A 23557-nucleotide genomic window follows, 5' to 3' on the forward strand; every position below is an offset into this window, starting at 1 on the left:
CCTTCCCGAGCCCGGGCGCAAGACCGGCACGGCATGCCGCGCAACCGGAGGACGCTGACGGGCAGGCATGGAAAGCCAGATCCACTTACCCTACCTGCGCGAGGTGCTCGTCTTCCTGCTGGCCGCCGGGCTCGCGATCCCGCTGCTCCAGCGGTTCGTCAGCCCGGTCATCGCCTATTTCCTGGTGGGGAGCCTGATCGGGCCTTACGGCCTGGGCCTGCTGGCGGATACTTTCGAACCCATTTCGTGGATCGTCATCACCGACCTCGAAGGGGTGGCGACACTGGCCGAACTGGGCGTGATCTTCCTCCTGTTCGTCATCGGCCTGGAACTCTCATTCCAGCGCCTGTGGTCCATGCGCAGGCTGGTGTTCGGACTGGGCAGCGCGCAGATCCTGGTGACAGGGACGGTCGTTGCCGGCATCGCGTTTGCATGGGGCAACAGCGCGGCGACAGCCGTCATCCTGGGGGCTTGTCTCGCGCTTTCGTCCACCGCGATTGTCACGCAGCTCCTGATCGAGGGCGGACGGCTCGGCTCGCCCGCCGGCCGCGCGACGTTCTCGATCCTGCTGATGCAGGATCTTGCGGTCGTGCCGATCCTGTTCGCAGTCAGCGTGCTCGGCACTCTGGCTGTAGACAACGTGGCGATGGGCTTCGGCCTCGCCTTGCTGGAAGCGGCGGCCACGATCGCGGTCATCTATGTCGTGGGCCGGATTGCCCTGCGGCCGATACTCAGGCTGGTCGTCAGCGCGGATAGCCGGGAAGCTTTCGTTGCCATAATCCTGTTGCTTGCCGTGGGCACGGCAGCCCTGACCGGGTTCGTCGGCCTGTCGATGGCACTGGGCGCATTCCTCGCCGGCCTGCTGGTGGCCGAGACCGAGTTCCGGCACCAGGTCAAGATCGACATAGAGCCATTCAAGGGCCTGATGCTGGGCCTTTTCTTCCTGTCGGTGGGCATGGGGATAGACTGGCGCCTGGTGATCGAGAACCCGTTCTGGATCCTCGCCTCGGCAATCGGACTGATCGCGCTGAAAACGGGCATCAACTTCGTGCTGTGCCTCGCCTGGAAACTGTCGCGCCAGCGCGCCGCGGAAGTTGCCATCGTGCTGGGCCAGGCGGGGGAATTCGGTTTCCTCGTGGTGGGACTGTCGGTCACGGTGGGGCTACTGCCGGCGGATACCGGCCAGTTCATGCTGATCGTGGTAGGCCTGACGATGCTGGCAACTCCGGCGCTCGACTGGTTGTCGCGCCACGCGGCAAAGCGGCTGGACGGGACTGGCGAGGATATGGCGGCGCAGCCGGTCGAGGAGGATCTGGCAGGCCATGTCATCATCGCCGGCTATGGCCGGGTGGGCGAGACGATTGCCGGCGTGCTGGACAGGCAGGACATCCGTTACATCGCCATCGACAAGGATCCCGCCCTCGCCCGCGCAGCGGCAGCGGAGGGGCGGCCGGTGCGAATGGGCGACGCGTCGCGGGTCGAGACATTGCGCGATGCCGGCCTCGACAGCGCCAGCGCCATTGTCGTGACCATCGCCGACGAGGATGCCACCGAGGCGCTGGTGGCGGAAATACGACGCCTTTCACCGCAGACCGCGGTCTTTGCCCGTGCACGCGACAGGCAGCACGCGGGCAGGCTGCTGAAGAACGGCGCGAGTGTGGCCGTGCCCGAAACCATCGAGGGAAGCCTGCGCCTAGCTCATACCATCCTGCTGGAATTCGGCACCGACGAGGATGCCGCGAGCAGGCAGATCGAACTGGAGCGGTTCGGCGAGGACGCGTGACCCGCAGCCGGGTCGGAAAGCCGGGCAGCGGGTGGTGCCAGGGCAGACAGGAGAAAGGGTAATGTACGCAAGACTGCTGGCAGCGATCGACAGGGAAGACGAGCAAGGCACACGGCTTATCGCCAGCCGCTGCGCTGCGCTGGCGAACACGATGGGGGCAAGCGTTTCGCTGATCCACGTTCGCCTGCAACCGCCGGCCTCCTACGGCAGGCACCTGCCGTGGCAGTGGGAAGCGGACGAGGCAAAGGAGGTTCGGGGCTGGCTGCAGGAACTGGCGCGCACGCACGCGTTCGAGGACCGGCTTTCCGGAACCTTCGCACCGTCCGGCTCCGTCTCCCGCGAAGTGGCGGCAAGAGCGAGGGAACTGGGGAGCGACGTGATCATGGTGGCCGCGCACAGGGCCACCCTCGGGCGCATCCTGCTCGGCTCCACCGCGCACGCCATCATGCGTGACGCGCCGTGCGACGTACTGCTGGTGAGAGACAGCGAGGCGCTGCAGGCCGCAGCCTGACCGCCCTTACTTGACCAGTTCGACCTGCTCGAAATCCAGTTCCACAGGCGTCGCGCGGCCGAAGATGGACACGCTGACCTTGACCTTGGCCTTGTCGAAATCGAGCTCTTCCACCACGCCGTTGAAGCTGGCGAAGGGGCCCTCCAGCACCTTGACCTGATCGCCGATCTCGTAATCGACGTGCACGTCCTTCTTGGGTGCGGACTTGGCTTCTTCCACGCCGCCGAAATAGCGCGCGGCTTCCTTTTCGGAGATCGGCTGCGGCTTGTTGTTGTTGCCGAGGAAGCCGGTCACCTTCGGGGTGTTCTTGACGAGGTGGTACACGTCGTCGGTCATGTTCAGCTTGGCCAGCACGTAGCCGGGCATGAACTTGCGCTCCACTTGCACCTTCTTGCCGCGCTTGATCTCGGTCACGGTTTCGGTGGGGACTTCCACTTCCTCCACGCCTTCGGACAGGCCGAGGCGTTCTGCTTCGGAAAGGATCGCGTCGCGCACCTTGTTCTCGAAACCGGAATAGGCGTGGATGATATACCAGCGGGCAGCCATGGATCTCTCTTTTCTAACCTGAACTTTTAGCGGGGCGTCTATCAGAGCAGCGCGAGGAGCTGCTGCACGACCCAGCCGAACACCGAATCGACGCCGAGGAAGAACAGCGACAGGATCACCACCAGAATGAACACGAAGATCGCGGTGCGCACCGTCTCTTCACGGCTGGGCCACACCACCTTGGACGTTTCCGAGCGCACCTGGCGGATGAATTCGCCCGGCGTCGGCTTCTTGGCAGGAGTGGCGGCTTTCTTCGGTTCTTCGGCCATGGTCGGTCCGTCGCTTGTTCGATTGAAACTGTCTTGTCGTGGCTTCCGGGTAGGGCTCCTCGCCGCCCCGATCTGCTGTTCGGGAGGGGCCTGGCGAAGTTTCCAATGTCGGAAGACGGCTGGCTATTTAGGCGTGGGCATCAGGCTTGGCAAGGCTTTGCAGACCTCTTCCCGAACCGCGGATCGGTTACAAATGTAACGTGGGGGCTATGCAGCGGGCCATGCCGCCGATAGCACTATGCGCTTCATCGAAGGGACGCATGAGGGTTTAGGGACATAGATGGCAGCTCCGACTGAAGTTTCGCTGGGGGATCGACTGGTCGCGCCGGTCACCAACATTTCCGACCTGTTGTGGGGCGGCACCTGGGAAGGCGCCGAAGTCATTCCCTTCCCGCCGCTGGCGCTGATCCTGCTGGGGGCAGGCGTCTGGTTCATGGTGGGGCTGCGGTTCTATCCGCTGGTGAAGCTGGGCAGCGCCATCAAGGGCCTGTTTGCGGGCCGCAAGGGCGAAGGTGCCGGCGAGATCTCGCCCTTCGCCGCGCTTTCCACCGCGCTTTCCGGGCAGGTGGGCACCGGCAACCTCGCAGGCGTCGCCACGGCCATCGCGCTGGGCGGCCCCGGCGCGATCTTCTGGATGTGGATCACCGCGCTGTTCGGCATGGCACTGGCCTTTGCGGAAGGTTCGCTAGCCATCCGTTACCGCGAGAAGACATCGGACGGTGTCTATCGCGGTGGCCCGATGAGCTACATCATGATGGGCCTTGGCCCCAAGTGGACCTGGCTCGCCATCGTCTTCTGTATCGGCACGCTGTTCTCCGCTCTCGTCACCGGCAACTCGATCCAGGCGAACGCCGTGGCCGACGGCCTGCAGGAACTGTTCGGGCTGGAGGAGTGGCTGGGCGGCCTGATCGTCGCCATCCTCGTGTTCATCGTCATCATCGGCGGCATCAAGTCGATCGGCAAGGTTGCCGAAAGCATCGTGCCGTTCATGGCGCTGGCCTACATCGTGATGGCGGTGATCGCGCTGATCATCAATTTCGACGATCTGGGCGAAACGTTCGCACTGATCTTCGACGGGGCGTTCAACCCGCAGAGCGCGGTGGGCGGCTTCACCGGCGCGGCGATCATCATGGCGATCCGCGCAGGCGTTGCGCGCGGCCTGTTCTCGAACGAGGCCGGGCAGGGTTCCACCCCCATCGCCCACGCCGTTGCGCAGACGAACGATCCCGAACAGCAGGGCCGCATGGCAATGCTGGGCACCTTCATCGACACCATCGTGATCTGCACCATGACGGCGCTCGTCATCCTCACCGTGCGCGGCGATTTCACCGCAGGCGGAGAGGCCGTGCTGCACGCCTGGCAGTCCGACCGCGTTGGCTTCGAGATGACCAGCGGTGCCTTTGCCGCGGCCTTCCCGGCGCTGATCGGCTCCATCCCCATCGGCACGCTGGTGGCATCGGTGGTGCTGATCCTGTTTGTGTTCACCACGCTGCTGACGTGGTCCTACTACGGCGAGCGGGCGATCACCTTCATCTACGACCGCGTGAAGGGCTCCAACCGGGCGGGCGAGAAGAAGCTGCACATGGCCTGGCGCGTATTGTGGTGCGTGGTGATCTTTATCGGGGCCGCGCAGCCCAGCGAGCTGGTCTGGCGCCTGGGCGACATTTCCAACGCGACGATGCTGCTGCCCAACATCTTCGCCCTGCTGCTGCTGAGCGGCGTGGTGTTCAAGCTGGCGAAGGGCCAGCGCGATGCCGGGCCGGACCATCACGCGGATACGCCCGAAGAGCCCGAGGAATACTGAGGGTAAGGAGAAAGAAGAAGGGCCGGGGAGCAGATCGCTTCCCGGCCCTTTGCACTTGGTATCGGTGTCGGCGTCAGTGACGCCCGAACAGGCGTTCGAAGAAGCCGGGTTCTTCCATCGGCTGGATCTTGCCGTGCGACATTGCACGAAAGCTCGCGTCGCTGTGGAAGCGCGGGCTGCTCCAGCTATCGGGTTTGCTACTGCGAAAGATTCTGGCCATGCCGGTATCCTTTCCGTCGAAACATGGCGAGATAACTCCCCACGCCGCGCGGCGGTTCCCGTGTGCGGGACGCTGTCAGGGATGGCAGGACTATGGGCCAGCCAGGCGATTCTCGCGAAACGGTGTTGGTGGGTAACTTGGTTTGTTAGCGAAGCCGCCTCCGCGGCTTCGTCCTCGCTAGACGCGCTTCGCTACGCTACGCGCCCGCTGCGGGCGGCCGTTCGGCCTTGCGGTCCGCTAAGCGCGGACTGTGCCCCAACGGGCAATGACAAAGGCGCAAATCTCGGGCGCGACCAGCGACCGACAGCGCGCGAACGCGCAGCCCGCAGGTGCCCCGAAACGAAGGCGTCAGCCGAATGGAGGGAATAGCACCGAGGATGTTTTCGCGGAGGCGAAAACGAAAAACAAAATGGCAGGGGTGACAGGATTCGAACCCGTGGCCCTCGGTTTTGGAGACCGATGCTCTACCAACTGAGCTACACCCCTGCAGATGCGATGCAGGCCCCTATAGCCAAGCGCTGACGAACGCAAGCGACCTGATGGCTTCGCTTTGATATAGGGGCAGGGATGCATTCACCAGTGCCCAAGCTGATTCCCGCCGAAGTGTTGCTGCTGGCCTACCGCAGCGGGGTCTTTCCCATGGCCGATTCGCGCGAGGACGACGAGGTGTTCTGGGTGGAGCCGCGCCGCCGCGCGATCCTTCCCCTGGATGGCTTCCACTGCTCCCGCAGCCTTGCAAAAATCCTGAAGCAGGACCGTTTCCGCGTCACCGTGGATGCCGATTTCGGCGCGGTGATGGATGCCTGCGCGCAGCCCCGGCCTGACCCGGAGGCAGGAGGAGAAAGCGGCACCTGGATCAGCCACACGATCACCGCCAGCTACCTGAACCTGCACCGGCACGGGCACGCGCACTCGGTGGAGTGCTGGCAGGACGGCGAACTGGTGGGCGGGCTTTACGGTGTCGCTTTCGAGCGGGTGTTCTGCGGCGAATCGATGTTCAGCCGCGCGGACAATGCCAGCAAGGTGGCGCTGGCGTGGCTGGTGGCGCTGCTGAAGCGGGCAGGCTTCGTGCTGCTCGATTGCCAGTTCATGACCGGGCACCTTGCCTCGATGGGCGCGGTGGAGATCAGCCGGGACCAGTACCAGGAGATGTTGGCGCGCGCCTGTGACAGGCAAGCGCTCTCCAGCCTGCCGCAAGCGCACGCGGCGCTGCTTCAGGCGGCGTCGGCTTCCGGCGAAGCGTCCTCTTCCTCTCCGGGGAAGCTCATCGCGCAGTCCTTCACCCAGACATCGTAGATCGGGTGTTCCACCACGTTCAGGCTTGGCGAGTTCTTGAACAGCCAGCCGGAGAAGATGCGGCCGAATTCCGGCTCCGCATCGGGATCGCGCACGTCGTTCACGAAAACCTGCACGAAAGCGCCGGTTTCCGCCGGGCTTTCCCACGGCGCGGTGCGTTCGCAAGCGGACAGGCGCACGACCACGTCGTCCACCCGGCGCGATTCGCCGGGGCTGAGTTCGATATCGCGGGACAGGTTGTTGCGCTTGTTGATGATGCCGAGCGTCGCGACGCGCTCTTCCATCGGGGTGCCGATCGCCTCGATGTTGCTGAGGTCGGGTAGCGGTTCGCTCGCCAGTTCCTCGGGCACTTCGGTTTCCTCGGCCTCCGGTTCCGGCGCGCTATCGCCGCAGCCCGCCAGCACCAGCGCCGCCATGGCGAGCGGAGCCGAAGCGAATTGGGCAAGCCTCACGCGTCGGGCGTCCACGCTTCGTAGTCACCGGTGGCGCGGGCACGCTTGCCGCCGCGTTCCAGCGCCCCTGCGGGCAGGTAGCGGTTGGCCGAACCCGTGGCATTGGGCGTGTAGTCAACTTCCCAGATCTTGGGAGCGGGAAGGTGGCTTTCGGGCAGTTCATCGTACGAACCGTGCAGCCAGCCATGCCATTCGCTGGGCACGCGGCTGGCATCGTTGCTGCCTTCGTAGATGACCCAGCGGCGTTCGCGCTGGCCTTCCTTCACGTTCCTGGAACGGTAGTACTTGTTGCCCTGGGCATCGGTGCCCACGTGCTCGCCATTGCGCGAGGACCACAGCGAGGTGCCGATGGTGGCACCGTCCCACCAGGTGAAGATCTTGCCAAGGAAGCTCATGGGAGAGGCCATTAGCGGCTGGATCGCCCTTCGCCAATAGGGTTGCGAGAGTCTCTTGCTACCACTCCACCAGATCGCCCGGCCCGATGCCCAGTTCTTCGGCGCGACCCTGGTTCAGTTCGAGCACCGCGACTGCCAGGCCATCGGAGGTAACGCTCACCTCGTTATAGGGCTCGCCGTCCTCGATGTTGAGGATGCGGCCATCGGACCCGATGAAGATGATATCCAGCGGCAACACGGTGTTGCGCATCCAGAAGCCCAGTTCCTGCGGCGTATCGTAGGGGAAGATCATCCCCTCGTCGGCGCCCATCTCGGTGCGGAACATCAGCCCGCGCGCCTGTTCCTGCCGGCTGGCGGCGAGTTCGGCCTGGAAGGTGTGCGCGCCGCTGTCGGTGGTGACGGTGACGGGGATCACTTCCAGCCCGGATTCGGGGTGCGTTGCAGCGGCGGCACTGGTCGGCTCTGGCACCTGCTCGGCCGCTTGCGGCGAGCACGCCGCCAGTGCACCTGCCACCACCGCGCCAAGAGCGGCCAGCCATTTGTGCCTGATAATCATGCGTCCCAACTTCCGGTCTCCTCGCGGGCTTCCTCCGCCCATTGCTCTGCCGCGTCGGCGCTCTCGGCGTCCAGCACGGCTCTTACATGATCGAACGTGTGGCCTGCCCGCAGCATCGCCGCAATCTGTTTCTCGCGTTTCTCCCTGTCGGGAGGTTCCACGGCAAAGGGACCGAAGCCGCGCTTCCTGGCAAGGTGGACTGCGGCAGTGCGAGCCGTGTGCTCGGCGGGCGCGACGTCGTCTGCCACCGATTCGCCTATTCCGGCCTGCCCCAGCGCCTGCTTCACGCGCCGCTGGCCATAACCACGCCGCAAAAGGTCGTTCGCCTTGGCCCGTGCATAGACCGCATCGTCGACGTAGCCTTTCTCGACATACCGGGCGACCATCGCGGAAACGTCCGGCCCCTCCTCGTTGCCGTCTTCGGCCCAGCCGCGCTCGCGCAGCTTGCGGTAAAGGTAGCGTTCCAGCTTGGCCGCGCTGGTGGCGAAACGGGCGACATAGGCGAGCGCCATTTCCTCGAAACTGGTCGGATCGAGGGGCTTTTTCCGCTTCTTCGGTTTATTTCGCTCTTGTGAATTGCCGTCCATTGGCCTTATTCGTGCCACACTTCCTGTCAAATGGGAAAGTTTACCGCGGTGTCGATGGGATGGTCGGCGCCGCGAATGCTATTCGGGAGGCGCCACAAGCGCGCGCGACAAGGGGTAACCCACAGCACTTATGACCGAACTCACACCTACGCCCAACGACTGCCCGCTACCGCGCCGTCGATCGGATTTCGCCACCTTCAACGAAGCCATCGACTACGCAGCGCGCAGCGAAAAGGGCATGAATTTCCATGACATGCGCGGCACGCTCGCGGTTGTCTATCCCTATTCGCAGATGCGCGAGGATGCGCTGGCCGATGCCTATCGGCTGGTGGCCATGGGCATCGGCAAGGATGACCGCGTGGCACTGGTCGCCGAGACCGGCCCCGAATTCGCCGCGTTGTTCTGCGCGTGCGTCTACGCCGGGGCATGGCCCGTGCCGCTGCCCCTGCCCACCACCTTCGGCGGCAAGGAAAGCTATATCGATCAGCTTTCGGTCCAGCTGCAAAGCTCGGACCCGAAAATCCTGCTCTACCCGCCCGAAATCGCCGAGATGGCATCCGCTGCGGCGGAACGGCAGGGCTGCCAGGGCATGGACTGGGCCACGTTCAAGGAAGCCGAGGCGGTGCAGGTCGACCTGCCCGAGGCGAAGCCGGAAGACATCTGCTACCTGCAGTATTCCAGCGGCTCCACCCGCTTCCCCACCGGCGTTGCCGTGACGCACGAGGCGCTGCTGCACAACCTGTTCGGCCACGCCGATTCGATGGATATCGGCTACAACGACCGGGTGGTGAGCTGGCTGCCGTGGTATCACGACATGGGCCTTGTCGGCTGCTTCCTGTCGCTGATCGCCAACCAGGTGAGCGTCGACTACCTCAAGACCGAGCATTTCGCCCGCCGCCCGCTGGCCTGGCTCGATCTCATCAGCCGCAACCAAGGCGCGACGCTCAGCTACTCGCCCACTTTCGGTTACGATATCTGCGCCCGGCGCGTTTCCAGCCAGACGAACGTCGCCGACCGGTTCGACCTGTCGCGCTGGCGCACCGCAGGCAACGGGGCGGACATGATCCGGCCCGACGTGATGCAGAACTTCGTCAACGCCTTTGCCGATGCGGGTTTCAAGGCCAGAGCCTTCACCCCCAGCTATGGCCTGGCCGAGGCGACACTGGCCGTCACCGTGATGCCGCCGGGCGAAGGTATTCGCGTGGAACTGGTGGAAGAGGAACGCCTGTCCGGCACCCGCCGCGACCTGTCGCGCCCCGCCCGCTACCGCGCCATCGTCAACTGCGGCAAACCGCTGAAGGACATGGAAGTCGAGATCCGCGGCGAAAACGGCGAGATCAAGGGCGATCACCAGATCGGCAAGGTCTGGTGCCGCGGCCCCAGCGTCATGCACTCCTACTTCCGCAACGGGGAAGCGACCGAGGAATGCCTTGTTCCCGCCGAAGACGGCAAGGGATCGTGGCTGGATACGGGCGACATGGGCTACATGGGCGATGGCTACCTGTTCATCGTCGGCCGAGCCAAGGACATGATCATCATCAACGGCAAGAACCACTGGCCGCAGGATATCGAATGGGCGGTGGAGCAGCTTGCAGGCTTCAACCACGGCGATATCGCGGCCTTCTCGATCGAGACCGAGAACGGCGAGGAAGCCCCGGCCGTTCTGGTACACTGCCGCGTGTCCGACCCGGAAGAGCGGGTGAAGCTGCGCGACCAGATCGCCGACAAGGTGCGTTCGGTCACGGGCATGAACTGCGTGGTGGAACTGGTGCCCCCGCGCACCCTGCCGCGCACCAGCTCGGGCAAATTGAGCCGCGCCAAGGCGAAGAAGCTGTACCTGTCGGGCGAGATCGAACCGATCAAGCTGGCTGCTTGAGGCCGGGCGGCGTAAGTCCGGCTCAACCCAGCAGCAGCACGCCCAGCACGAACAGCAGCGCCAGCAAGCCCACGCCCCAGACGTAGGTGCGCACCTTGGGAACGCCGGTCCAGTACAGGGGCAGGTAGATCACCCGCGCGGCCAGCCATACCCAGGCGGCGATGGCGGTGAGGTCGCTCGCCTTGCCCGCCACCACCACGCCGCCAAGGGCGATGATGGCGAGCGGCAGGGTTTCGAGGAAGTTCCCACGCGCGCGGTCCAGCCGCCCGGCGATGTCGTTCAGCGGCTCTGTGTCCTCGTCACGCGCGCCCATGTTCCAATCGACGCCGTATTGCTTCGTCTTGTAATGGGTGGCGGCGAAAACGTGGACCAGCAGCAGGACGCCCGAAAGCGCCAGTACGGTCAGTTCTGCAGTCATCAATTGTTTCCTCCGGCTGCCCACTCAAGCGTTACCGGGCCAAAGCCGTTCCCGGTGGTCTCTGCCTGCACGGCGATATTGTGGTGGGAGAAGGCGTTGCGCACGGCGGCCACCGCGTCGGCGGGCCCGGTGATGGCGATAGGCACGCCGACGCGGCTCTGCGCCCAGGCCGCAAGTTGCACGGCCTGCGTGCCCTGGGTGCTGAGCGCGTAGGTATCGGGCTGGTCCTCCTCGCCCTCGACAAGGTCGAAGGTGGCTTGCGACAGCGGGCGCAACGGCGGGGTCAGGCGAATGTCCCACTCCGGCTCCAGCGCGTCGATCCGCCGCTCCAGTTCCGCGTAGGCGGACAGCGTTGCGCCATCCAGCGGACGCGCGGTGACGAGCGCACGGCGGCGGTCGCGGTCCACGGTAACTTCGTCCTTTGGAACGCCTGCCAGCAAGGCCAGGCGATCGGCAATGTCGTCCGCCTGTTCTCGCGCGGCGCGTTCCTGCGCGCGAGCCTGCGTCAACTGTGCCTCCTCCGCCGCTTGCGCGCCCGTGCCCACGCGCAACTGGGTTAGCGTTACATCGACCGGACGACCAAGCCGCCGCGAAATCAGTTGCTCGGCGCGCCCTTCGGCATCGCCGACGATCTCGGGCGTGAAGACGGTCGCGGAAATCTGCAGGGGCTCGGCATCGAAGCTGGGGTCCATCTGCGAGACCGTGGCGCGCCCGACGAACACTTCCTCGACCGCGTTGCGCGCCTGTCGCGTCGCCGTGCTTTCCCACACGATCTGTCGCAGCGAGAGGAACAATGGAATTGCCAGCACTACGAAGGCCCCGAAGATCAGCAGCGCCTGCATCCGCGTCTGCTTTTCCGAGAGGCTGGTGCTGAAGCCGTATCCGCGGGCCATCGCCGTCGCCGTCAGCGCAATGGCGGTGAGGTTGGTTATGAAGAGGAACAGCGCGCCCCAGAACACCGTGCCGTTCAGCGTCGCAAGACCGAAGCCGACCACGGCAAGAGGCGGCATCAAGGCGGTCGCGATGGCCACCCCGACAATGGTGCCTTCCCGCCCGCGGATCATCGCATAGGCGCCCGCGACGGCGGAGAAGATCGCCACACCAAGGTCTAGCAGGCTGGGCCGGGTGCGCGCGGCGATTTCCGAAGTAATCGTCTGCAGGGGCGAGAAGAACACCACCAGCGCGGTGAACAGGATCGCGAATATCGTGCCCACCGCCAGCGACTTGCCGGCTTGCCGCAGCCACTTGTAGTCACCCACGGCCAACGCGAAGCCCACGCCCATGATCGGGTCCATCAGCGGGGAGAGCAGCATCGCTCCGATCACGACGGCGGCGCTGCCCTGCAGCAGGCCGAGGATGGCGATGCCCGCCGACATCGACACCATCAGCAGGTAGCGGGCGGAAAGCTGGCATTCGGCGCGGCGCTTCTCGATCACCGCGACCTGGTCGACAGTGCCGGTTACCTCGTGGCCCCACCAGTCACGGAAGCTGCTGAGAACTTCGCGAAATCCGGAAGCGGGGTTGGCGGAAGCGGTCCCGGCACTCAGCGGGCGCGAGGCCCTGTTGCCGGTGTTGGGTTCTGATTGCATTGCGCACCATTATCGCGGAAACTCGCCTTCGGCAAAACTTGAAACACGTGTCTTGTATGCCTAATACAGTTACGTAGCCGCCGACACGGGCAAAGAGGGAATTGAAGGCGAATGGCCACCGAGAACAAGACGACCACTGCAACGGCAACCGATTTCGAGCTGACGCCGCCCGATCCCGTGCCGGACGTGAAGCCGGAGAAAGCCGCAGGCCTGGTGCCGGTGAGCGAGGAAAAGAAATCCGCGTTGCAGCAGAAGGTCGACGGCTTCGTGAACGAGCTGGTGGCGCTGGATGCGAACTCGCCCGATTTCGGCAAGAAGGTGGACCAGATCACCAACATGGGCCGCAAGGAAATCATGGCGGCCAGCTCCATGTCGAACCGCTTCCTCGATCGCCCGGTGCGCGCGATGGATGCGGACAGCGGCGTTGGCACCGACCTTGCCGAACTGCGGCGCACGGTGGAAGATCTCGATCCGGGCCGCAAAGGCAAGATGACCGGGCGCAAGCTGTTTGGCATCATTCCCTTCGGCAACAAGCTGAAGAACTATTTCGACAGCTACACCAGCGCGCAGGGGCACATCCAAGCAATCCTCGCCCGCCTTTCCAGCGGCAAGGACGAGCTGCTGATGGACAACGCCGCGATCGACGTGGAGCGGCAGAAGCTGTGGGAAGCCATGGGCAACCTCGAGCAGATGATCCACATCGCCAAGACGCTGGATACGGAACTGGAGGAAAAGGCCGCCGAGCTGGACGCGACCGACCCGGAAAAGGCCAAGGCCATCCGCGAGACCGCGCTGTTCTATGTCCGCCAGCGCACGCAGGACCTGCTGACGCAGATGGCGGTATCGGTGCAGGGCTACCTCGCGCTCGACCTCGTCAAGAAGAACAACGTGGAACTGGTGAAAGGCGTGGACCGCGCCAGCACCACCACCGTGGGCGCGCTGCGCACCGCCGTCACCGTGGCGCAGGCGATGACCAACCAGAAACTGGTGCTGGGCCAGATCACCGCGCTGAACGAGACGACGGCGGGTATCATCGATTCTACCGGCCAGATGCTGCGCGACAACACTGCCAAGATTCACGAGCAGGCTGCCAGCAGCACCATCCCCATGGAAACGCTGCAACGCGCTTTCCAGAACATCTACGACACGATGGACGAGGTCGACAGCTTCAAGCTGCGCGCACTGGATTCCATGAAGCAGACGGTGCAGACCCTTTCGACCGAGGTAGAGAAATCCAAGGGCTACATCGCCCGCGCCGAGGGACAGGCGCAGGCTGCCGCCCAAGTCAATGACAGCGGCCTGCTGAGCCTTGAAGGGTAATTGAGAGGGTTAATGGCCGATTCCACGCGCGATTCCGATGCGATCATCTCCTCGGCGAAGAAAAGCCTGCAGGTGAACCGCTACGAAGGCGGCTTCCACCGCACCAAGGGCCGCTCCATAGGGCGGGCATCGCGGCAGGTGAAGATGAAGAACGCGCTCAAGCGGGCGGGCTATTTCGGCGCGGCCGTTCTGGCGATCTTCATCGCCGCCAGCGTTGCGGGCATGATCCTTCAGGGCATCGGATTTGCAGGCGTCATGGTGGCCTTCTTCGCCATCGTGGCCGCCGGGTTCATCTTCGCCAACTATCCCAAGGTGAAAGTGCCCAACCGCGCGGACTTGTCCCGCACGCAGGATGCCAAGCGGCTGGTAGAGCGCACCGAGATATGGCTGGAAAGCCAGCGCCCCGCCCTGCCCGCCCCCGCCGTCACGCTGGTGGACGATCTGGGCGTGCAGCTGGATGCGCTAGGCAAGCAGCTTGCCCACGTCGATCCGGCTCACCCGGCAGCGCAGGAAACGCGCAAGCTGGTGGGCGAGTACCTGCCCGAGACGATCGACAGCTACCGCAAGATACCCGACCACCTGCGGCGCGAGGAACGCGCCGGGTCCACGCCGGACAGGCAACTGGTCGATAGCCTTGGCAAGATCAGCAAGGAAATCGACCACGTGACCCGGCAACTGGCCGAGGGATCGCTGGACGACCTGGCGATCAAGAACCGCTATCTCGATTACAAGTACGGCGGTGAGGACACATCGCTCCCACCCCCGAACAAGGACAATTGATGGACGTTGAAATCCCCCACAGCCTCGGCCGCGAGGAAGTGCGCCGCCGCTTGCGCGAGAACAGCCACCGGATCGGCGACAACATTCCCGGCGGCATGGCCGAGGTGCAGACCAACTGGCCGACCGAGGACCGCATGACCATGTCGATCAATGCCATGGGTCAGATGCTGTCGGGCCACGTGGACGTGGAGGACGACAAGGTGATCTTCCACATGATCCTGCCGCCCGCGCTCGGCTTCCTCCAGCCGATGATCGATGCCGCGATCCGTGATCAGGGTCACAAGATGCTGGAAGCGCCGAAAGGCTAGAGCTTCCTATCCTTTTCGAGGAATTCCTCTGGGATACGCAGTGCGCGCGCTGCCTCGCGGGTCTCCTTCAGGAAGATCAGCAGCGCCCACATCAGCAGGCCGATGGCGATGATGAAGGTGGCGGCTGCCACCGAATTCAGGCCCACGTGCGCGAATTCGGCGACGAACAGCAGCACCACCGTGATGCCGATGGCAAGGCCAGCCATGACCAGCCGCAGCAGCGCGCTGCCGATCAATGCGATGCGCAGGTCCAGCGAGCGGATCTCCCGCACCAGCACATCATGCGCCATGCCCTCGGTCTCGCCGTGTTCGCGCTGCAGCTGACGGCTGCGATCAACCACGCGGCCCAGCCGTTGCGTCAGCGTGCCGATGATGTTGCCGATCGCCACCAGCACGAACACCGGAGCCAGCGCCAGCTGGATGGTCTGGGCGATCATGGTGCCCATTATCGGCATGGTATCTATCACTGGTTCGCAGCGCCAGGCAGCTTGCCGACAGCCTGCGCGCCTTCCATCGTCGTCACCAGCACCTCGTCGCCGTCGACCACGATGGCCACGTTCTCCAGTCCGATTGCGGAGATGCGCAGGGTGTCGCTGTCGGCCAGAACGCCGCGGCAATTAACCAGCTCCACCGGCCCGCGAGTGCGGTTGCCATCGCCATCTCCGTCGCGCGCATCGCGCAGGGCGTGCCAGTTGCCGATGTCGGACCAGCCCATCGCAACAGGCACCATGGCCGCGCGGTCCGTCTCTTCCATCACCGCGTAGTCGACCGATTCGGATTCGATTGCGGCAAAGGCCTGCGCATCGGGATGAAAGCGGGCGCCATCGGTCTTGCCACCGTCCACCGCGCGCCTCACCGCTTCGGCCAGTGCCGGTCTGTGGCGGGTGAGTTCCGCCATGAAGGCGCCTGCGCGAAACATGAAGATGCCGCCGTTCCAGCTATATTCTCCGGATGCGAGGAATTGCATGGCACGCGCCAGGTCCGGCTTCTCGACGAATTCCGCGACGGCAAAGCCACCGTCCAGCGCAGCGCCCCGGCGGATATAGCCGAAACCGGTCTCGGGCGCGGTGGGCGTGATGCCGAAAGCGACCATGAAATCCTGCCGCGCCAGCGCGGCTGCGGCCTGCACCGCTTCGTGGAAGGCGGGCACCTTGCCGATGTAATGGTCGCTGGGGCATACCAGCATCAGCGCATCCTCGGGTAGCCGCGCTGCGGCCAGTGCAATCGCGGCTGCCGTATTCTTCGCTTCCGGCTCCACGATGATCGATGCACCCCCCGCCAGTTGCGCCTCGACATGCGGCAGGTGCGCTTCGCCGGTCACGATGGCCGGCTTCGCGAACAGCGCCGGATCGGCGACGCGTGACAGCGTTGCCTCGAACAGGGTCTGCTCTCCCACCAGAGGGATAAAGGGCTTGGGCTTGCTCTTGCGACTGCGTGGCCACAGGCGCGTTCCGCTGCCTCCGCACAGGATTACCGGATGGATAAGCGTCATGTGCCAGCCCTCTAAAATTCATCGGTCCGGCGCAAGGACAAACCGCCTAGCGCGCCCGGAAATCGACACGGTAGCCATAGCGCGCCTCTACCGGCGTGCCGTCGCGCGCGGTGGCAGGGTTAAAACGGATACGCTCAACGACAAGCGGACAGACCCGCGCCGTAGTGGCGGCATCCACTTGCGTGCTGGCGACCGAACAATTGCGCGCCCGCCCATCGGTGGTGACGGTGAAATGCACCGTCACCGACTTGCCGAAACGCGCCGCGCGCCCGCCTTCGGGCACGGGGAAATCGCGTGCTTCGTTCAATTCGCCCGAACGGACCGAGGGGCCGACCGCGACCGCACCGCCCTGTCCCGATCCGCTGCGGCCACTGCCGGTGCCGTCGCCCCTGCCGCCCGCGCCGGTGCCATCGCCACTATCCGTCGCACCGGAGGCATTGGCGGCCCCGGTCGAGCTTGCGCGCGGAGCCGGGCTGGGCCGCGGGAGCGGCTGCGGCGGGGCGACCACTTCGCGGGCGACGGCCTCCCTGCCCGCTTCCGCTGCCGCACCTTCATCGGGCTGCGGGGGCGAAATGCTCGGCTCGGCCTCGGGCGGCTCCTCCTCGTAGGTGGAGACCGTTACCGTTACCATCGACGTCGCCTGCTCGATCACGCTGGCGGTGAATTCGGGCGCCAGCGCGCGGGCAAGGCCGTAGAGCGCCGCCAAGTGCAGCAGCACGATCAGGACGATCAGTTTCCAGTTCAGCCTTCTTGCGCGCGCGCCGTATCCGCCGGTGGCCATGGTCCCTCCGTTAGAGCCTCAGACTAGCGATACGCGCCGCCTTGGCCAGAGTTTCCGCACCCGCTCCCGCGCCCATTCACCAGCCCTCTCCACAGACCGTTGCCGAGCGGCGACGAGGCGAGGAACGGGGAGCCTTAATAGCCCGTTGTATGGATGTAAGCCGATAAAAAAGAAAGGAAATTTCATGTTCGAGAAGCTCCGCATCAAGGAACACATGGAAGTCACCAATTTCGAAGGCCAGCACCTTGGAACCGTGGACGATGTCCAGGATGACAAGATCAAGCTGACCCGTTCGGACAGCAAGGACGATATGCACCATTACATGCCGCTCGATTCAGTCGACCGTGTCGATGACAATCGCGTCTATCTGAAGCAGGACGCGACCATCCCAGTCGGCCTCGCCTCTTGAGGCATAACCGACGATCAAACCCGAAAGTCAGGGAAATGAGCCCCGCGAGCCACAAGGCGAGCGGGGCTTTTTCGTGGTAGCGAGGGATCGGACTGTCAGCTGTCCCAACCGAAGTGATCCGCCAGTTCCCTGGGCGTGAAGCGATATGAAGAGGCTTCGGGATCGGATAGCATCCCCGCGTTCCACGCGTTGAACTGGCCTTTCAGGTCGGCAAATATCTCCGCCTCGCGATACTTCAGGTTGCCGCGTTCCAGAGGGTCGGCCACCACGTCGAACAGGTATTCCTCCCCGCCGATGGACAGGTACTTGTATCGTCCGCGCCGTGCAGCTTTCTGGTCCTTCGCCCAGAAACGCCAGAACAGCGTGCGCTCCGGCAGGGTGCCGCCGGCCAGCACCGGGCGCAGGTCCACCCCGTCGCTGGGATAGTCGGGATGCGGGGCGGTGCCCGCGGCGGCAAGGAACGTGGGCAGGAAATCCATCGACAGCGCAGGCACGTCGGTCTCCGTACCCGGCAGGGTGAGGCCCGGCCATTTGACGATGAACGGCACCCGCATCCCGCCTTCCAGCAGCTCGGTCTTGATGCCGGTGAAGGGCCAGTTATCGCTGAAACGTTCCCCGCCATTGTCGCTGGTGAAGACCACGACGGTGTCCTGCTCCATGCCCAACTCGGCAAGCCGCGCCAGCACCCGGCCCACGTTCGCATCGAGGCTGGTGACCATCCCGGCGTAGGTTTCCATGTCTCCGCCGTCGAAATGCGTGATGTCGAGCGAGCCGGGGATCGTCGGCCCGTGCTCTGCCAGCCGCTCGCTTTCGGCACGGCCCTTGGCATCGTTCGCTTCCCAGGGCCAGTGCGGCGCGGTGAAATGCAGCGACAGCAGCCAGGGCTTGTCCGCTTCCCCGGCGCGGGCATCCAGGTATTCGATGGCGCGGTCGGCCATCAGGTCGGTCATGTAGCCGACCTCCTCGACCTGCACGTCGCCATCCCACAGGTCCGGCTGGCCGTTCACGTTGTGGGTGAAATAATCGACACCGCCGCCGCGGATGCCCCAGAACTCGTCGTAGCCGCTCAGCTTCGGCCCGAAGCGCGGCAGCCAGCCAAGGTGCCACTTGCCGACGAGGCCGGTGTGGTAGCCTGCATCGCGCAAGATGCTCGGCATCGTGGGGTGCGAGGGTTCGAGGCCGATCTCGCGGTTGCCCAGGGGCTCCTCCAACCCGACGCGCACGCGGTACTGGTAACGGCCCGTTATAAGGCCGACGCGGGTGGCGGAGCAGACTGCCGAGTTGGCATAGCCGTGGGTGAATTTCAGCCCTTGCGCCGCCAGCCCGTCCAGCACCGGCGTCTCATACTCGCGCCGCCCGTAGCACGATAGGTCCGCGTAGCCGAGATCGTCGGCCATGATGAAAAGGAAATTGGGCTTGCGTCCCGGCGTATGCGCCAGCCCCGGAACGGTCGCAGCCAGCGTTGCTGCCCCGGCGGCGCCGATCGCACCGCGCCGCGTGAATTGATCGCCTTTCATTGTGCCTCCCCGCACTCTCAGGTTCTTTTCGCCCACCCTGCCTGCCAAACGCGTTGGTGGCAACGCCTCGACAAGGGCGGCCTGCCTCCCTAGCTGCTAGGGCATGACCGGATCCTATCGCTTCGCCATAGATCGCGGCGGCACCTTCACCGATGTCGTGGCCCAGACGCCTGCGGGCGAAATCGTCACCACCAAGCTTCTATCCAGCAATCCCGAGCAATATCCCGATGCCGCCAGCGAGGCGGTGCGGCGGCTGATGGCCGAGCACGGCGAGGGCCCGATTGCCGAACTGCGCATCGGCACCACCATCGCCACCAACGCCCTGCTGGAGCGCGAGGGAGAGCGGGTGGCCCTGGCGATCACGCGCGGCCATGCCGACGCGCTGAAGATCGGCAACCAGGCGCGGCCCGACATTTTCGCACGGCACATCGTCAAACCGGAGCGGCTGGAAAGCCGCACTGTCGAGATTGCCGAGCGCGTAGGCGCCGATGGCGAAGTGCTGGTGCCGCTGGACGAAGAAGCCGCGCGGCGTGACTTTGAGGCTCTGCGGAAGGAAGGCTACGAAGCGCTCGCCATCGTGCTGATGCACGGCTGGCATTTCCAAGCCCATGAAAAGCGACTGACGGAGATCGCCCGCGAACTGGGCTTTTCGCAGGTCAGCGCCAGTCACGAAGTCTCGCCGCTCATCAAGCTGGTGCCGCGCGGCGACACAAGCGTGGCCGATGCCTACCTCTCGCCCGTTATCCGACAATACGTCGACCAACTGGCGAAGCGGCTGCCCGAACATGGCTCGCTTCGCTTCATGCAGTCGAACGGCGGGCTTGCCGATGCGCGGGCCTTTCGCGGGAAGGATGCCGTCCTCTCCGGCCCGGCTGGCGGCGTCGTGGGCATGGTCCAGACGGCCGAGGCGCTGGGATACGACAAGCTGATCGGCTTCGACATGGGCGGCACCAGCACCGACGTGTGCCACTATTCCGGCGAATACGAACGCACCGGAGACAGCGTGGTGGCGGGCATCCGCATCGCCGCGCCGATGATGCAGGTGCACACCGTGGCGGCAGGTGGCGGCTCGATCTGCCGGTTCGACGGCCAATCCCTGCGCGTCGGCCCGGCCAGCGCGGGCGCGGATCCCGGCCCTGCTTGCTATCGCAAGGGCGGCCCGCTGACCGTAACCGATTGCAACCTCGTGCTGGGCCGCATCGATCCTGCCGAATTCCCCAAGGTGTTCGGCCCCGAGGGCAACGAGCCGCTTGACCCGGATGCCTCTGCCGCGCGCATCGACGCGATCATCGCGCAGCTGCCCGAACCCATGTCGCGCGAGGAGCTGGCCGAAGGTTTCCTCACCTTGGCGGTGGACGAGATGGCCAATGCCATCCGCACCATCTCCACTGCGCGCGGGCACGATGTGACGACCCATGCCCTCGCCTGCTTCGGCGGCGCGGGCGGGCAGTTCGCCTGCCGCGTGGCGGACGAGCTGGGCATCGAAACCGTGCTGGTCCACCCGCTGGCGGGAATGCTGTCCGCCTACGGCATCGGCCTTGCCCCGGTGGTTTCCATGCGCGAGGCGGGCGTCGTGCGCCCTCTGACAGAAGACTTTTCCGAGGCGCTGGCAGAGCTAGAGCGCACCGTTACCGACGACCTGACCGCGCAGGGCATCGCGAAGGAAAACATCGAACTCATTCCCCGGATGCGCCTGCGGTTCGAGGGCAGCGACACCACGCTCGACCTGCCGCTGTCGGACGAGGCCGACGCGCACTTCCGCGAACAGCACCGCCGCCGCTTCGGCTGGTCGGACGAGGACGCGCCCATCGTGCTCGAGGCTCTCAGCGTGGAGGGTCGCGGCATGAGCGGCGGGCTGGCAGAGCAGGCCGTTGTCGAACAGCGCGGATCGCTCATGCCCGGAGAGGCGCTGGATGGCCCGGCGATGATCCCCGATCCCGGCTCCACCACTATCGTCGAAAAGGGCTGGCGCGCGACACTGGCCGAGGAAGGCTCCTTGATCCTCAAGCGCATCTCGCCCCGCAAGCACGCGCCTGCCACGGGAACGCAGGTGGACCCTATCCGCCTCGCGGTGTTCAACAACATGTTCATGGCCATTGCCGAGGAAATGGGTGTCGTGCTGGAAAGCACGGCCAGCTCCGTGAACATCAAGGAACGGCTGGATTTCAGTTGCGCGCTGTTCACCGGCGAAGGCGAACTGATCGCCAACGCACCGCATATCCCGGTGCACCTCGGCTCGATGTCGGCCAGCATCCGCCGCATTGTGGAGAACCGTGCGGGCAGCGAGCGCGGCATCCGGCGCGGCGATGCCTACTGCCTCAATGATCCGTACGCTGGCGGCACGCACCTTCCGGACGTGACCGTGATCGTGCCGGTGTTCCTGTCAGATGACAGCACGCAGCCCGCCGCCTTCGTCGCCGCGCGCGGGCACCACGCCGATCTCGGCGGCACCGCGCCCGGCTCCATGCCGCCCGACAGCGCCAGCATCGCCGAGGAAGGCGTGCGGCTGGACGATGTTCTGCTGGTGGACGAGGGGCGATTCTGCGCCGAGGACCTGCGCGCCCTGCTGACCTCCGACGAATATCCGGCGCGAAACCCGGCGCGCAACTTGTCTGACCTCAAGGCCCAACTCGCTGCCTGCGCGCGCGGGGCGGACCTGCTTGCCGATGCCGCCAGCGAGCACGGTCGCGACGTGCTGAAGGCCTACATGGGCCACGCGCTGGACCACGGCGAGGCAGCGGTGCGCGCGCTGGTGGAGCGTTTGAAATCCGGCAGCTTCACCTACGCGATGGACAACGGGGCCGAGGTCTGCGTCGCCGTCAGCATCGACCGGGAGGCGCAGACCGCCCGCTTCGATTTCACCGGCACCAGCGCGCAATTGCCGAACAACTTCAACGCGCCCGCCGCCATCACCCGGGCCGCCGTGCTCTATTGCCTGCGCTGCCTGATCGACGACGACATCCCGCTGAACGACGGCTGCCTGCGCCCGGTGGAGATCGTGGTGCCCGAAGGCTCGATGCTCGCGCCCCGGCCGCCCGCTGCCGTGGTGGCGGGCAACGTGGAAACTAGCCAGGTCGTCACCGATGCCGTGTTCGCTGCGCTGGGCGCGCTTGCCCCGGCACAGGGCACGATGAACAATTTCACCTTCGGCGATGACACCCGCCAGTATTACGAGACCATCGCCGGTGGATCCGGCGCGGGCGAGGGACATGACGGCACCGATGCGGTGCAGACCAACATGACCAATTCGCGCCTCACCGATCCCGAAGTGCTGGAAACCCGCCTGCCCGTCCGCGTGGAGCGATTCACGATCCGCACAGGCTCCGGCGGCACAGGCAAGTGGCACGGCGGCGAAGGGGTGGAACGGGCGATCCGCTTCACAGAGCCAATGCGCGCGCAGATCCTCGCCAACCGCCGCAAGGTGCCACCGCGCGGCATTGCAGGCGGGGGCGATGCGCTGCCCGGAGAAACCTACGTCGAACGCGCCGACGGCACCGTCCTGGACCTCGGCGCAACCGGCGGGGCGGACATGGCACCAGGCGACATGATCGTGATCCGCACGCCGGGCGGTGGAGGCTACGGCAAGGCATGAAGGCATTGGACGAACCGCTCGCCTGCCGCTTCGCCCGCACCGCGCTGGGCCATGTGGGGCAGGAATATCCCAACTCGCTGGGTCACGTGATGGGTAGCGATGCCGATGCGAAGACCCCGCGCGAACTGCACCCGGCCTTCTACGGCAGCTTCGATTGGCATTCGTGCGTGCACAGCTGGTGGACACTGCTGACCCTGCGCCGGCTGTTCCCCGACGCACCGGAAGCCACGCAAATCGCCGATCTGGCGGATGAGACATTCACCACGGACAAGCTCGCTGCCGAACTCTCCTATGCGCGACGCCCGGAATCGCGCGGGTTCGAACGGCCCTACGGCTGGGCGTGGCTTCTCTACCTGCATCTCGAATCCAGCCGCCACGCGGACCGCGACTGGGCGACCTCGCTGGAACCCCTCGCGCACCATTTCGCCACGGGCTTCGCGGACTACCTGCCCAAGCTCACCTGGCCGATCACAACCGGCACCCACGCCAACACGGCCTTCGCGCTGACGCTGGCGGACGATTGGGCCGACGCCTTTGATCCGGACCTGAAGGAACTGATCGCGGACTATGCGCAAGCGAACTTCGGGGACCTGAAAGAATATCGCGGCTGGGACATCGGCGGCGATTCCTTCCTCTCGCCGGTGCTTTCGGTCGCCCTGCTGATGCAGCGGGTGATGCCGCCTGACGATTTCGCCGGATGGTTTGACCGCGTCCTGCCAGAAGGCGGCTGGCTGCAAACATCCTGCGCGCCGGTGACGGTGTCGGACCCGACGGACGGCAAGATGGCGCACCTCGACGGCCTCAACCTCAGCCGCGCCTGGACCTTGCACAGCATTGCGCCCAGCCTCGGCAATCCCCGCGCCGATAAGTTGCGGGCCCTCGCGGACGAGCACTTCGCCGCCTCGCTGGAAGCGATCGACGGCGACTACATGGGCTCGCACTGGCTGGCGAGCTTTGCGCTGCTGGCACTGCTGGCGGAGTGAAGGTGGTGAGCCCTGCTGGGTTACCCGAGGGCATGATGATCTCGCCACCATTTTCGTCCGTTTCCAGCGTCTG

24 protein-coding genes and 1 tRNA gene are annotated in these 23557 nt (G+C 65.2%); 11 read left to right on the forward strand and 14 right to left on the reverse strand.

Annotated elements, in window-relative coordinates:
• Positions 1-67 precede the first annotated feature (67 nt).
• Both ABFX23_RS03950 and ABFX23_RS03955 read left to right on the forward strand, forming a co-directional pair.
• The gene (locus tag ABFX23_RS03950; protein WP_346031824.1) at positions 68-1783 is read left to right on the forward strand and encodes a cation:proton antiporter domain-containing protein; all 1716 of its coding nucleotides are present in this window, start codon (positions 68-70) and stop codon (positions 1781-1783) included.
• A gap of 61 nt (positions 1784-1844) precedes the next feature.
• On the forward strand, positions 1845-2294 hold the full coding sequence (locus ABFX23_RS03955) for a universal stress protein (RefSeq protein WP_346031825.1): 450 nt from the start codon (positions 1845-1847) through the stop codon (positions 2292-2294).
• Positions 2295-2300: 6 nt separating this feature from the next.
• Here the strand turns inward: ABFX23_RS03955 and nusG are convergent, their stop codons facing one another.
• Positions 2301-2840 (reverse strand): transcription termination/antitermination protein NusG, encoded by a 540-nt coding sequence (nusG, locus tag ABFX23_RS03960; RefSeq protein ID WP_120077548.1) that lies wholly within the window; start codon positions 2838-2840, stop codon positions 2301-2303.
• Positions 2841-2881: 41 nt separating this feature from the next.
• Positions 2882-3109, reverse strand: coding sequence for a preprotein translocase subunit SecE (secE, locus tag ABFX23_RS03965; RefSeq protein ID WP_346031826.1), 228 nt, complete (start codon positions 3107-3109; stop codon positions 2882-2884).
• A 280-nt stretch (positions 3110-3389) separates the two neighbouring features.
• Here secE and ABFX23_RS03970 point away from each other — a divergent pair, with 280 nt between their 5' ends.
• The gene (locus ABFX23_RS03970; RefSeq protein WP_346031827.1) at positions 3390-4913 is read left to right on the forward strand and encodes an alanine/glycine:cation symporter family protein; all 1524 of its coding nucleotides are present in this window, start codon (positions 3390-3392) and stop codon (positions 4911-4913) included.
• Between the two features lie 73 nt (positions 4914-4986).
• Here ABFX23_RS03970 and ABFX23_RS03975 read toward each other — a convergent pair whose 3' ends face one another.
• Both ABFX23_RS03975 and ABFX23_RS03980 read right to left on the reverse strand, forming a co-directional pair.
• On the reverse strand, positions 4987-5133 hold the full coding sequence (locus ABFX23_RS03975) for a hypothetical protein (RefSeq protein WP_162925279.1): 147 nt from the start codon (positions 5131-5133) through the stop codon (positions 4987-4989).
• A 410-nt stretch (positions 5134-5543) separates the two neighbouring features.
• A tRNA-Trp gene (locus ABFX23_RS03980) sits at positions 5544-5619 on the reverse strand.
• Positions 5620-5700: 81 nt separating this feature from the next.
• On the opposite strand from ABFX23_RS03980, the gene aat reads away from it, so the two are divergent.
• On the forward strand, positions 5701-6429 hold the full coding sequence (gene aat, locus ABFX23_RS03985; RefSeq protein WP_346031828.1) for a leucyl/phenylalanyl-tRNA--protein transferase: 729 nt from the start codon (positions 5701-5703) through the stop codon (positions 6427-6429).
• On the opposite strand, the gene ABFX23_RS03990 is transcribed toward aat, so the two are convergent.
• The 4 genes from ABFX23_RS03990 to ABFX23_RS04005 are packed head-to-tail and all read right to left on the reverse strand — an operon-like array spanning position 6348 to position 8419.
• Entirely contained in the window at positions 6348-6881 is a 534-nt protein-coding gene (locus ABFX23_RS03990) for a DUF2155 domain-containing protein (protein WP_346031829.1), read from the reverse strand. The genes aat and ABFX23_RS03990 overlap by 82 nt on opposite strands.
• Positions 6878-7276 carry an NADH:ubiquinone oxidoreductase subunit NDUFA12 gene (locus ABFX23_RS03995; protein ID WP_346031830.1) on the reverse strand — a complete coding sequence of 133 codons (399 nt, stop codon included), beginning with the start codon at positions 7274-7276 and terminating at the stop codon, positions 6878-6880. The genes ABFX23_RS03990 and ABFX23_RS03995 overlap by 4 nt, the downstream gene beginning before the upstream one ends.
• 58 nt (positions 7277-7334) lie before the next feature.
• The gene (locus ABFX23_RS04000; protein ID WP_346031831.1) at positions 7335-7832 is read right to left on the reverse strand and encodes a DUF192 domain-containing protein; all 498 of its coding nucleotides are present in this window, start codon (positions 7830-7832) and stop codon (positions 7335-7337) included.
• Positions 7829-8419: a regulatory protein RecX gene (locus tag ABFX23_RS04005; protein WP_346031832.1), complete on the reverse strand. Its 591-nt coding sequence runs from the start codon at positions 8417-8419 to the stop codon at positions 7829-7831. The genes ABFX23_RS04000 and ABFX23_RS04005 overlap by 4 nt, the downstream gene beginning before the upstream one ends.
• Positions 8420-8549: 130 nt before the next feature.
• On the opposite strand from ABFX23_RS04005, the gene ABFX23_RS04010 reads away from it, so the two are divergent.
• Positions 8550-10295 carry a fatty acyl-AMP ligase gene (locus ABFX23_RS04010; protein WP_346031833.1) on the forward strand — a complete coding sequence of 582 codons (1746 nt, stop codon included), beginning with the start codon at positions 8550-8552 and terminating at the stop codon, positions 10293-10295.
• 22 nt (positions 10296-10317) lie between these two features.
• Here the strand turns inward: ABFX23_RS04010 and ABFX23_RS04015 are convergent, their stop codons facing one another.
• A complete protein-coding gene (locus tag ABFX23_RS04015; RefSeq protein WP_346031834.1) occupies positions 10318-10713 on the reverse strand; it encodes an MAPEG family protein in 396 nt (131 codons plus the stop codon).
• A complete protein-coding gene (locus ABFX23_RS04020) occupies positions 10713-12302 on the reverse strand; it encodes a TIGR00341 family protein (RefSeq protein ID WP_346031835.1) in 1590 nt (529 codons plus the stop codon). The genes ABFX23_RS04015 and ABFX23_RS04020 overlap by 1 nt, the downstream gene beginning before the upstream one ends.
• 111 nt (positions 12303-12413) lie before the next feature.
• Between ABFX23_RS04020 and ABFX23_RS04025 the strand changes: the two genes are divergently transcribed.
• The 3 genes from ABFX23_RS04025 to ABFX23_RS04035 are packed head-to-tail and all read left to right on the forward strand — an operon-like array spanning position 12414 to position 14710.
• Positions 12414-13622, forward strand: a complete 1209-nt coding sequence (locus tag ABFX23_RS04025; protein WP_346031837.1) for a toxic anion resistance protein — start codon at positions 12414-12416, stop codon at positions 13620-13622.
• Positions 13623-13634: 12 nt separating this feature from the next.
• Entirely contained in the window at positions 13635-14402 is a 768-nt protein-coding gene (locus ABFX23_RS04030) for a hypothetical protein (protein ID WP_346031838.1), read from the forward strand.
• Complete coding sequence (locus ABFX23_RS04035) at positions 14402-14710, forward strand: polyhydroxyalkanoic acid system family protein (protein ID WP_346031839.1); 309 nt, start codon at positions 14402-14404, stop codon at positions 14708-14710. The genes ABFX23_RS04030 and ABFX23_RS04035 overlap by 1 nt, the downstream gene beginning before the upstream one ends.
• On the opposite strand, the gene ABFX23_RS04040 is transcribed toward ABFX23_RS04035, so the two are convergent.
• The 3 genes from ABFX23_RS04040 to ABFX23_RS04050 are packed head-to-tail and all read right to left on the reverse strand — an operon-like array spanning position 14707 to position 16983.
• Positions 14707-15177: a DUF2721 domain-containing protein gene (locus ABFX23_RS04040; protein WP_346031840.1), complete on the reverse strand. Its 471-nt coding sequence runs from the start codon at positions 15175-15177 to the stop codon at positions 14707-14709. The genes ABFX23_RS04035 and ABFX23_RS04040 overlap by 4 nt on opposite strands.
• Positions 15174-16202, reverse strand: a complete 1029-nt coding sequence (locus ABFX23_RS04045; RefSeq protein ID WP_346031841.1) for a mannose-1-phosphate guanylyltransferase — start codon at positions 16200-16202, stop codon at positions 15174-15176. The genes ABFX23_RS04040 and ABFX23_RS04045 overlap by 4 nt, the downstream gene beginning before the upstream one ends.
• A gap of 46 nt (positions 16203-16248) precedes the next feature.
• Complete coding sequence (locus ABFX23_RS04050; RefSeq protein WP_346031842.1) at positions 16249-16983, reverse strand: energy transducer TonB; 735 nt, start codon at positions 16981-16983, stop codon at positions 16249-16251.
• Between the two features lie 184 nt (positions 16984-17167).
• On the opposite strand from ABFX23_RS04050, the gene ABFX23_RS04055 reads away from it, so the two are divergent.
• Positions 17168-17392, forward strand: coding sequence for a DUF2171 domain-containing protein (locus ABFX23_RS04055; RefSeq protein WP_346031843.1), 225 nt, complete (start codon positions 17168-17170; stop codon positions 17390-17392).
• A 95-nt stretch (positions 17393-17487) separates the two neighbouring features.
• On the opposite strand, the gene ABFX23_RS04060 is transcribed toward ABFX23_RS04055, so the two are convergent.
• Positions 17488-18909: a sulfatase family protein gene (locus ABFX23_RS04060; RefSeq protein WP_346031844.1), complete on the reverse strand. Its 1422-nt coding sequence runs from the start codon at positions 18907-18909 to the stop codon at positions 17488-17490.
• Positions 18910-19012: 103 nt separating this feature from the next.
• On the opposite strand from ABFX23_RS04060, the gene ABFX23_RS04065 reads away from it, so the two are divergent.
• Together ABFX23_RS04065 and ABFX23_RS04070 are read left to right on the forward strand one after the other, a co-directional pair.
• Complete coding sequence (locus tag ABFX23_RS04065) at positions 19013-22501, forward strand: hydantoinase B/oxoprolinase family protein (RefSeq protein ID WP_346031845.1); 3489 nt, start codon at positions 19013-19015, stop codon at positions 22499-22501.
• Positions 22498-23484 (forward strand): DUF2891 domain-containing protein, encoded by a 987-nt coding sequence (locus ABFX23_RS04070; protein ID WP_428831641.1) that lies wholly within the window; start codon positions 22498-22500, stop codon positions 23482-23484. The genes ABFX23_RS04065 and ABFX23_RS04070 overlap by 4 nt, the downstream gene beginning before the upstream one ends.
• Positions 23485-23557: the final 73 nt, after the last annotated feature.

Source organism: Erythrobacter westpacificensis (genome assembly GCF_039542285.1).
GTDB lineage: Bacteria > Pseudomonadota > Alphaproteobacteria > Sphingomonadales > Sphingomonadaceae > Alteraurantiacibacter > Alteraurantiacibacter westpacificensis.

Bases quoted from the DNA above. Each gene is read 5' to 3' on its own strand.
- ABFX23_RS03955 (WP_346031825.1), top strand. From the start codon at position 1,845: ATGTACGCAAGACTGCTGGCAGCGATCGACAGGGAAGACGAGCAAGGC.
- ABFX23_RS03975 (WP_162925279.1), bottom strand. From the start codon at position 5,133: ATGGCCAGAATCTTTCGCAGTAGCAAACCCGATAGCTGGAGCAGCCCG.
- ABFX23_RS04070 (WP_428831641.1), top strand. From the start codon at position 22,498: ATGAAGGCATTGGACGAACCGCTCGCCTGCCGCTTCGCCCGCACCGCG.
- ABFX23_RS04025 (WP_346031837.1), top strand. From the start codon at position 12,414: ATGGCCACCGAGAACAAGACGACCACTGCAACGGCAACCGATTTCGAG.
- secE (WP_346031826.1), bottom strand. From the start codon at position 3,109: ATGGCCGAAGAACCGAAGAAAGCCGCCACTCCTGCCAAGAAGCCGACG.
- ABFX23_RS03970 (WP_346031827.1), top strand. From the start codon at position 3,390: ATGGCAGCTCCGACTGAAGTTTCGCTGGGGGATCGACTGGTCGCGCCG.
- ABFX23_RS04050 (WP_346031842.1), bottom strand. From the start codon at position 16,983: ATGGCCACCGGCGGATACGGCGCGCGCGCAAGAAGGCTGAACTGGAAA.
- ABFX23_RS04060 (WP_346031844.1), bottom strand. From the start codon at position 18,909: ATGAAAGGCGATCAATTCACGCGGCGCGGTGCGATCGGCGCCGCCGGG.
- ABFX23_RS04030 (WP_346031838.1), top strand. From the start codon at position 13,635: ATGGCCGATTCCACGCGCGATTCCGATGCGATCATCTCCTCGGCGAAG.
- aat (WP_346031828.1), top strand. From the start codon at position 5,701: ATGCATTCACCAGTGCCCAAGCTGATTCCCGCCGAAGTGTTGCTGCTG.
- ABFX23_RS04005 (WP_346031832.1), bottom strand. From the start codon at position 8,419: ATGGACGGCAATTCACAAGAGCGAAATAAACCGAAGAAGCGGAAAAAG.
- ABFX23_RS04010 (WP_346031833.1), top strand. From the start codon at position 8,550: ATGACCGAACTCACACCTACGCCCAACGACTGCCCGCTACCGCGCCGT.
- ABFX23_RS04065 (WP_346031845.1), top strand. From the start codon at position 19,013: ATGACCGGATCCTATCGCTTCGCCATAGATCGCGGCGGCACCTTCACC.
- ABFX23_RS04035 (WP_346031839.1), top strand. From the start codon at position 14,402: ATGGACGTTGAAATCCCCCACAGCCTCGGCCGCGAGGAAGTGCGCCGC.
- ABFX23_RS03995 (WP_346031830.1), bottom strand. From the start codon at position 7,276: ATGAGCTTCCTTGGCAAGATCTTCACCTGGTGGGACGGTGCCACCATC.
- ABFX23_RS04015 (WP_346031834.1), bottom strand. From the start codon at position 10,713: ATGACTGCAGAACTGACCGTACTGGCGCTTTCGGGCGTCCTGCTGCTG.
- ABFX23_RS04000 (WP_346031831.1), bottom strand. From the start codon at position 7,832: ATGATTATCAGGCACAAATGGCTGGCCGCTCTTGGCGCGGTGGTGGCA.
- nusG (WP_120077548.1), bottom strand. From the start codon at position 2,840: ATGGCTGCCCGCTGGTATATCATCCACGCCTATTCCGGTTTCGAGAAC.
- ABFX23_RS04045 (WP_346031841.1), bottom strand. From the start codon at position 16,202: ATGACGCTTATCCATCCGGTAATCCTGTGCGGAGGCAGCGGAACGCGC.
- ABFX23_RS04020 (WP_346031835.1), bottom strand. From the start codon at position 12,302: ATGCAATCAGAACCCAACACCGGCAACAGGGCCTCGCGCCCGCTGAGT.
- ABFX23_RS03950 (WP_346031824.1), top strand. From the start codon at position 68: ATGGAAAGCCAGATCCACTTACCCTACCTGCGCGAGGTGCTCGTCTTC.
- ABFX23_RS04055 (WP_346031843.1), top strand. From the start codon at position 17,168: ATGTTCGAGAAGCTCCGCATCAAGGAACACATGGAAGTCACCAATTTC.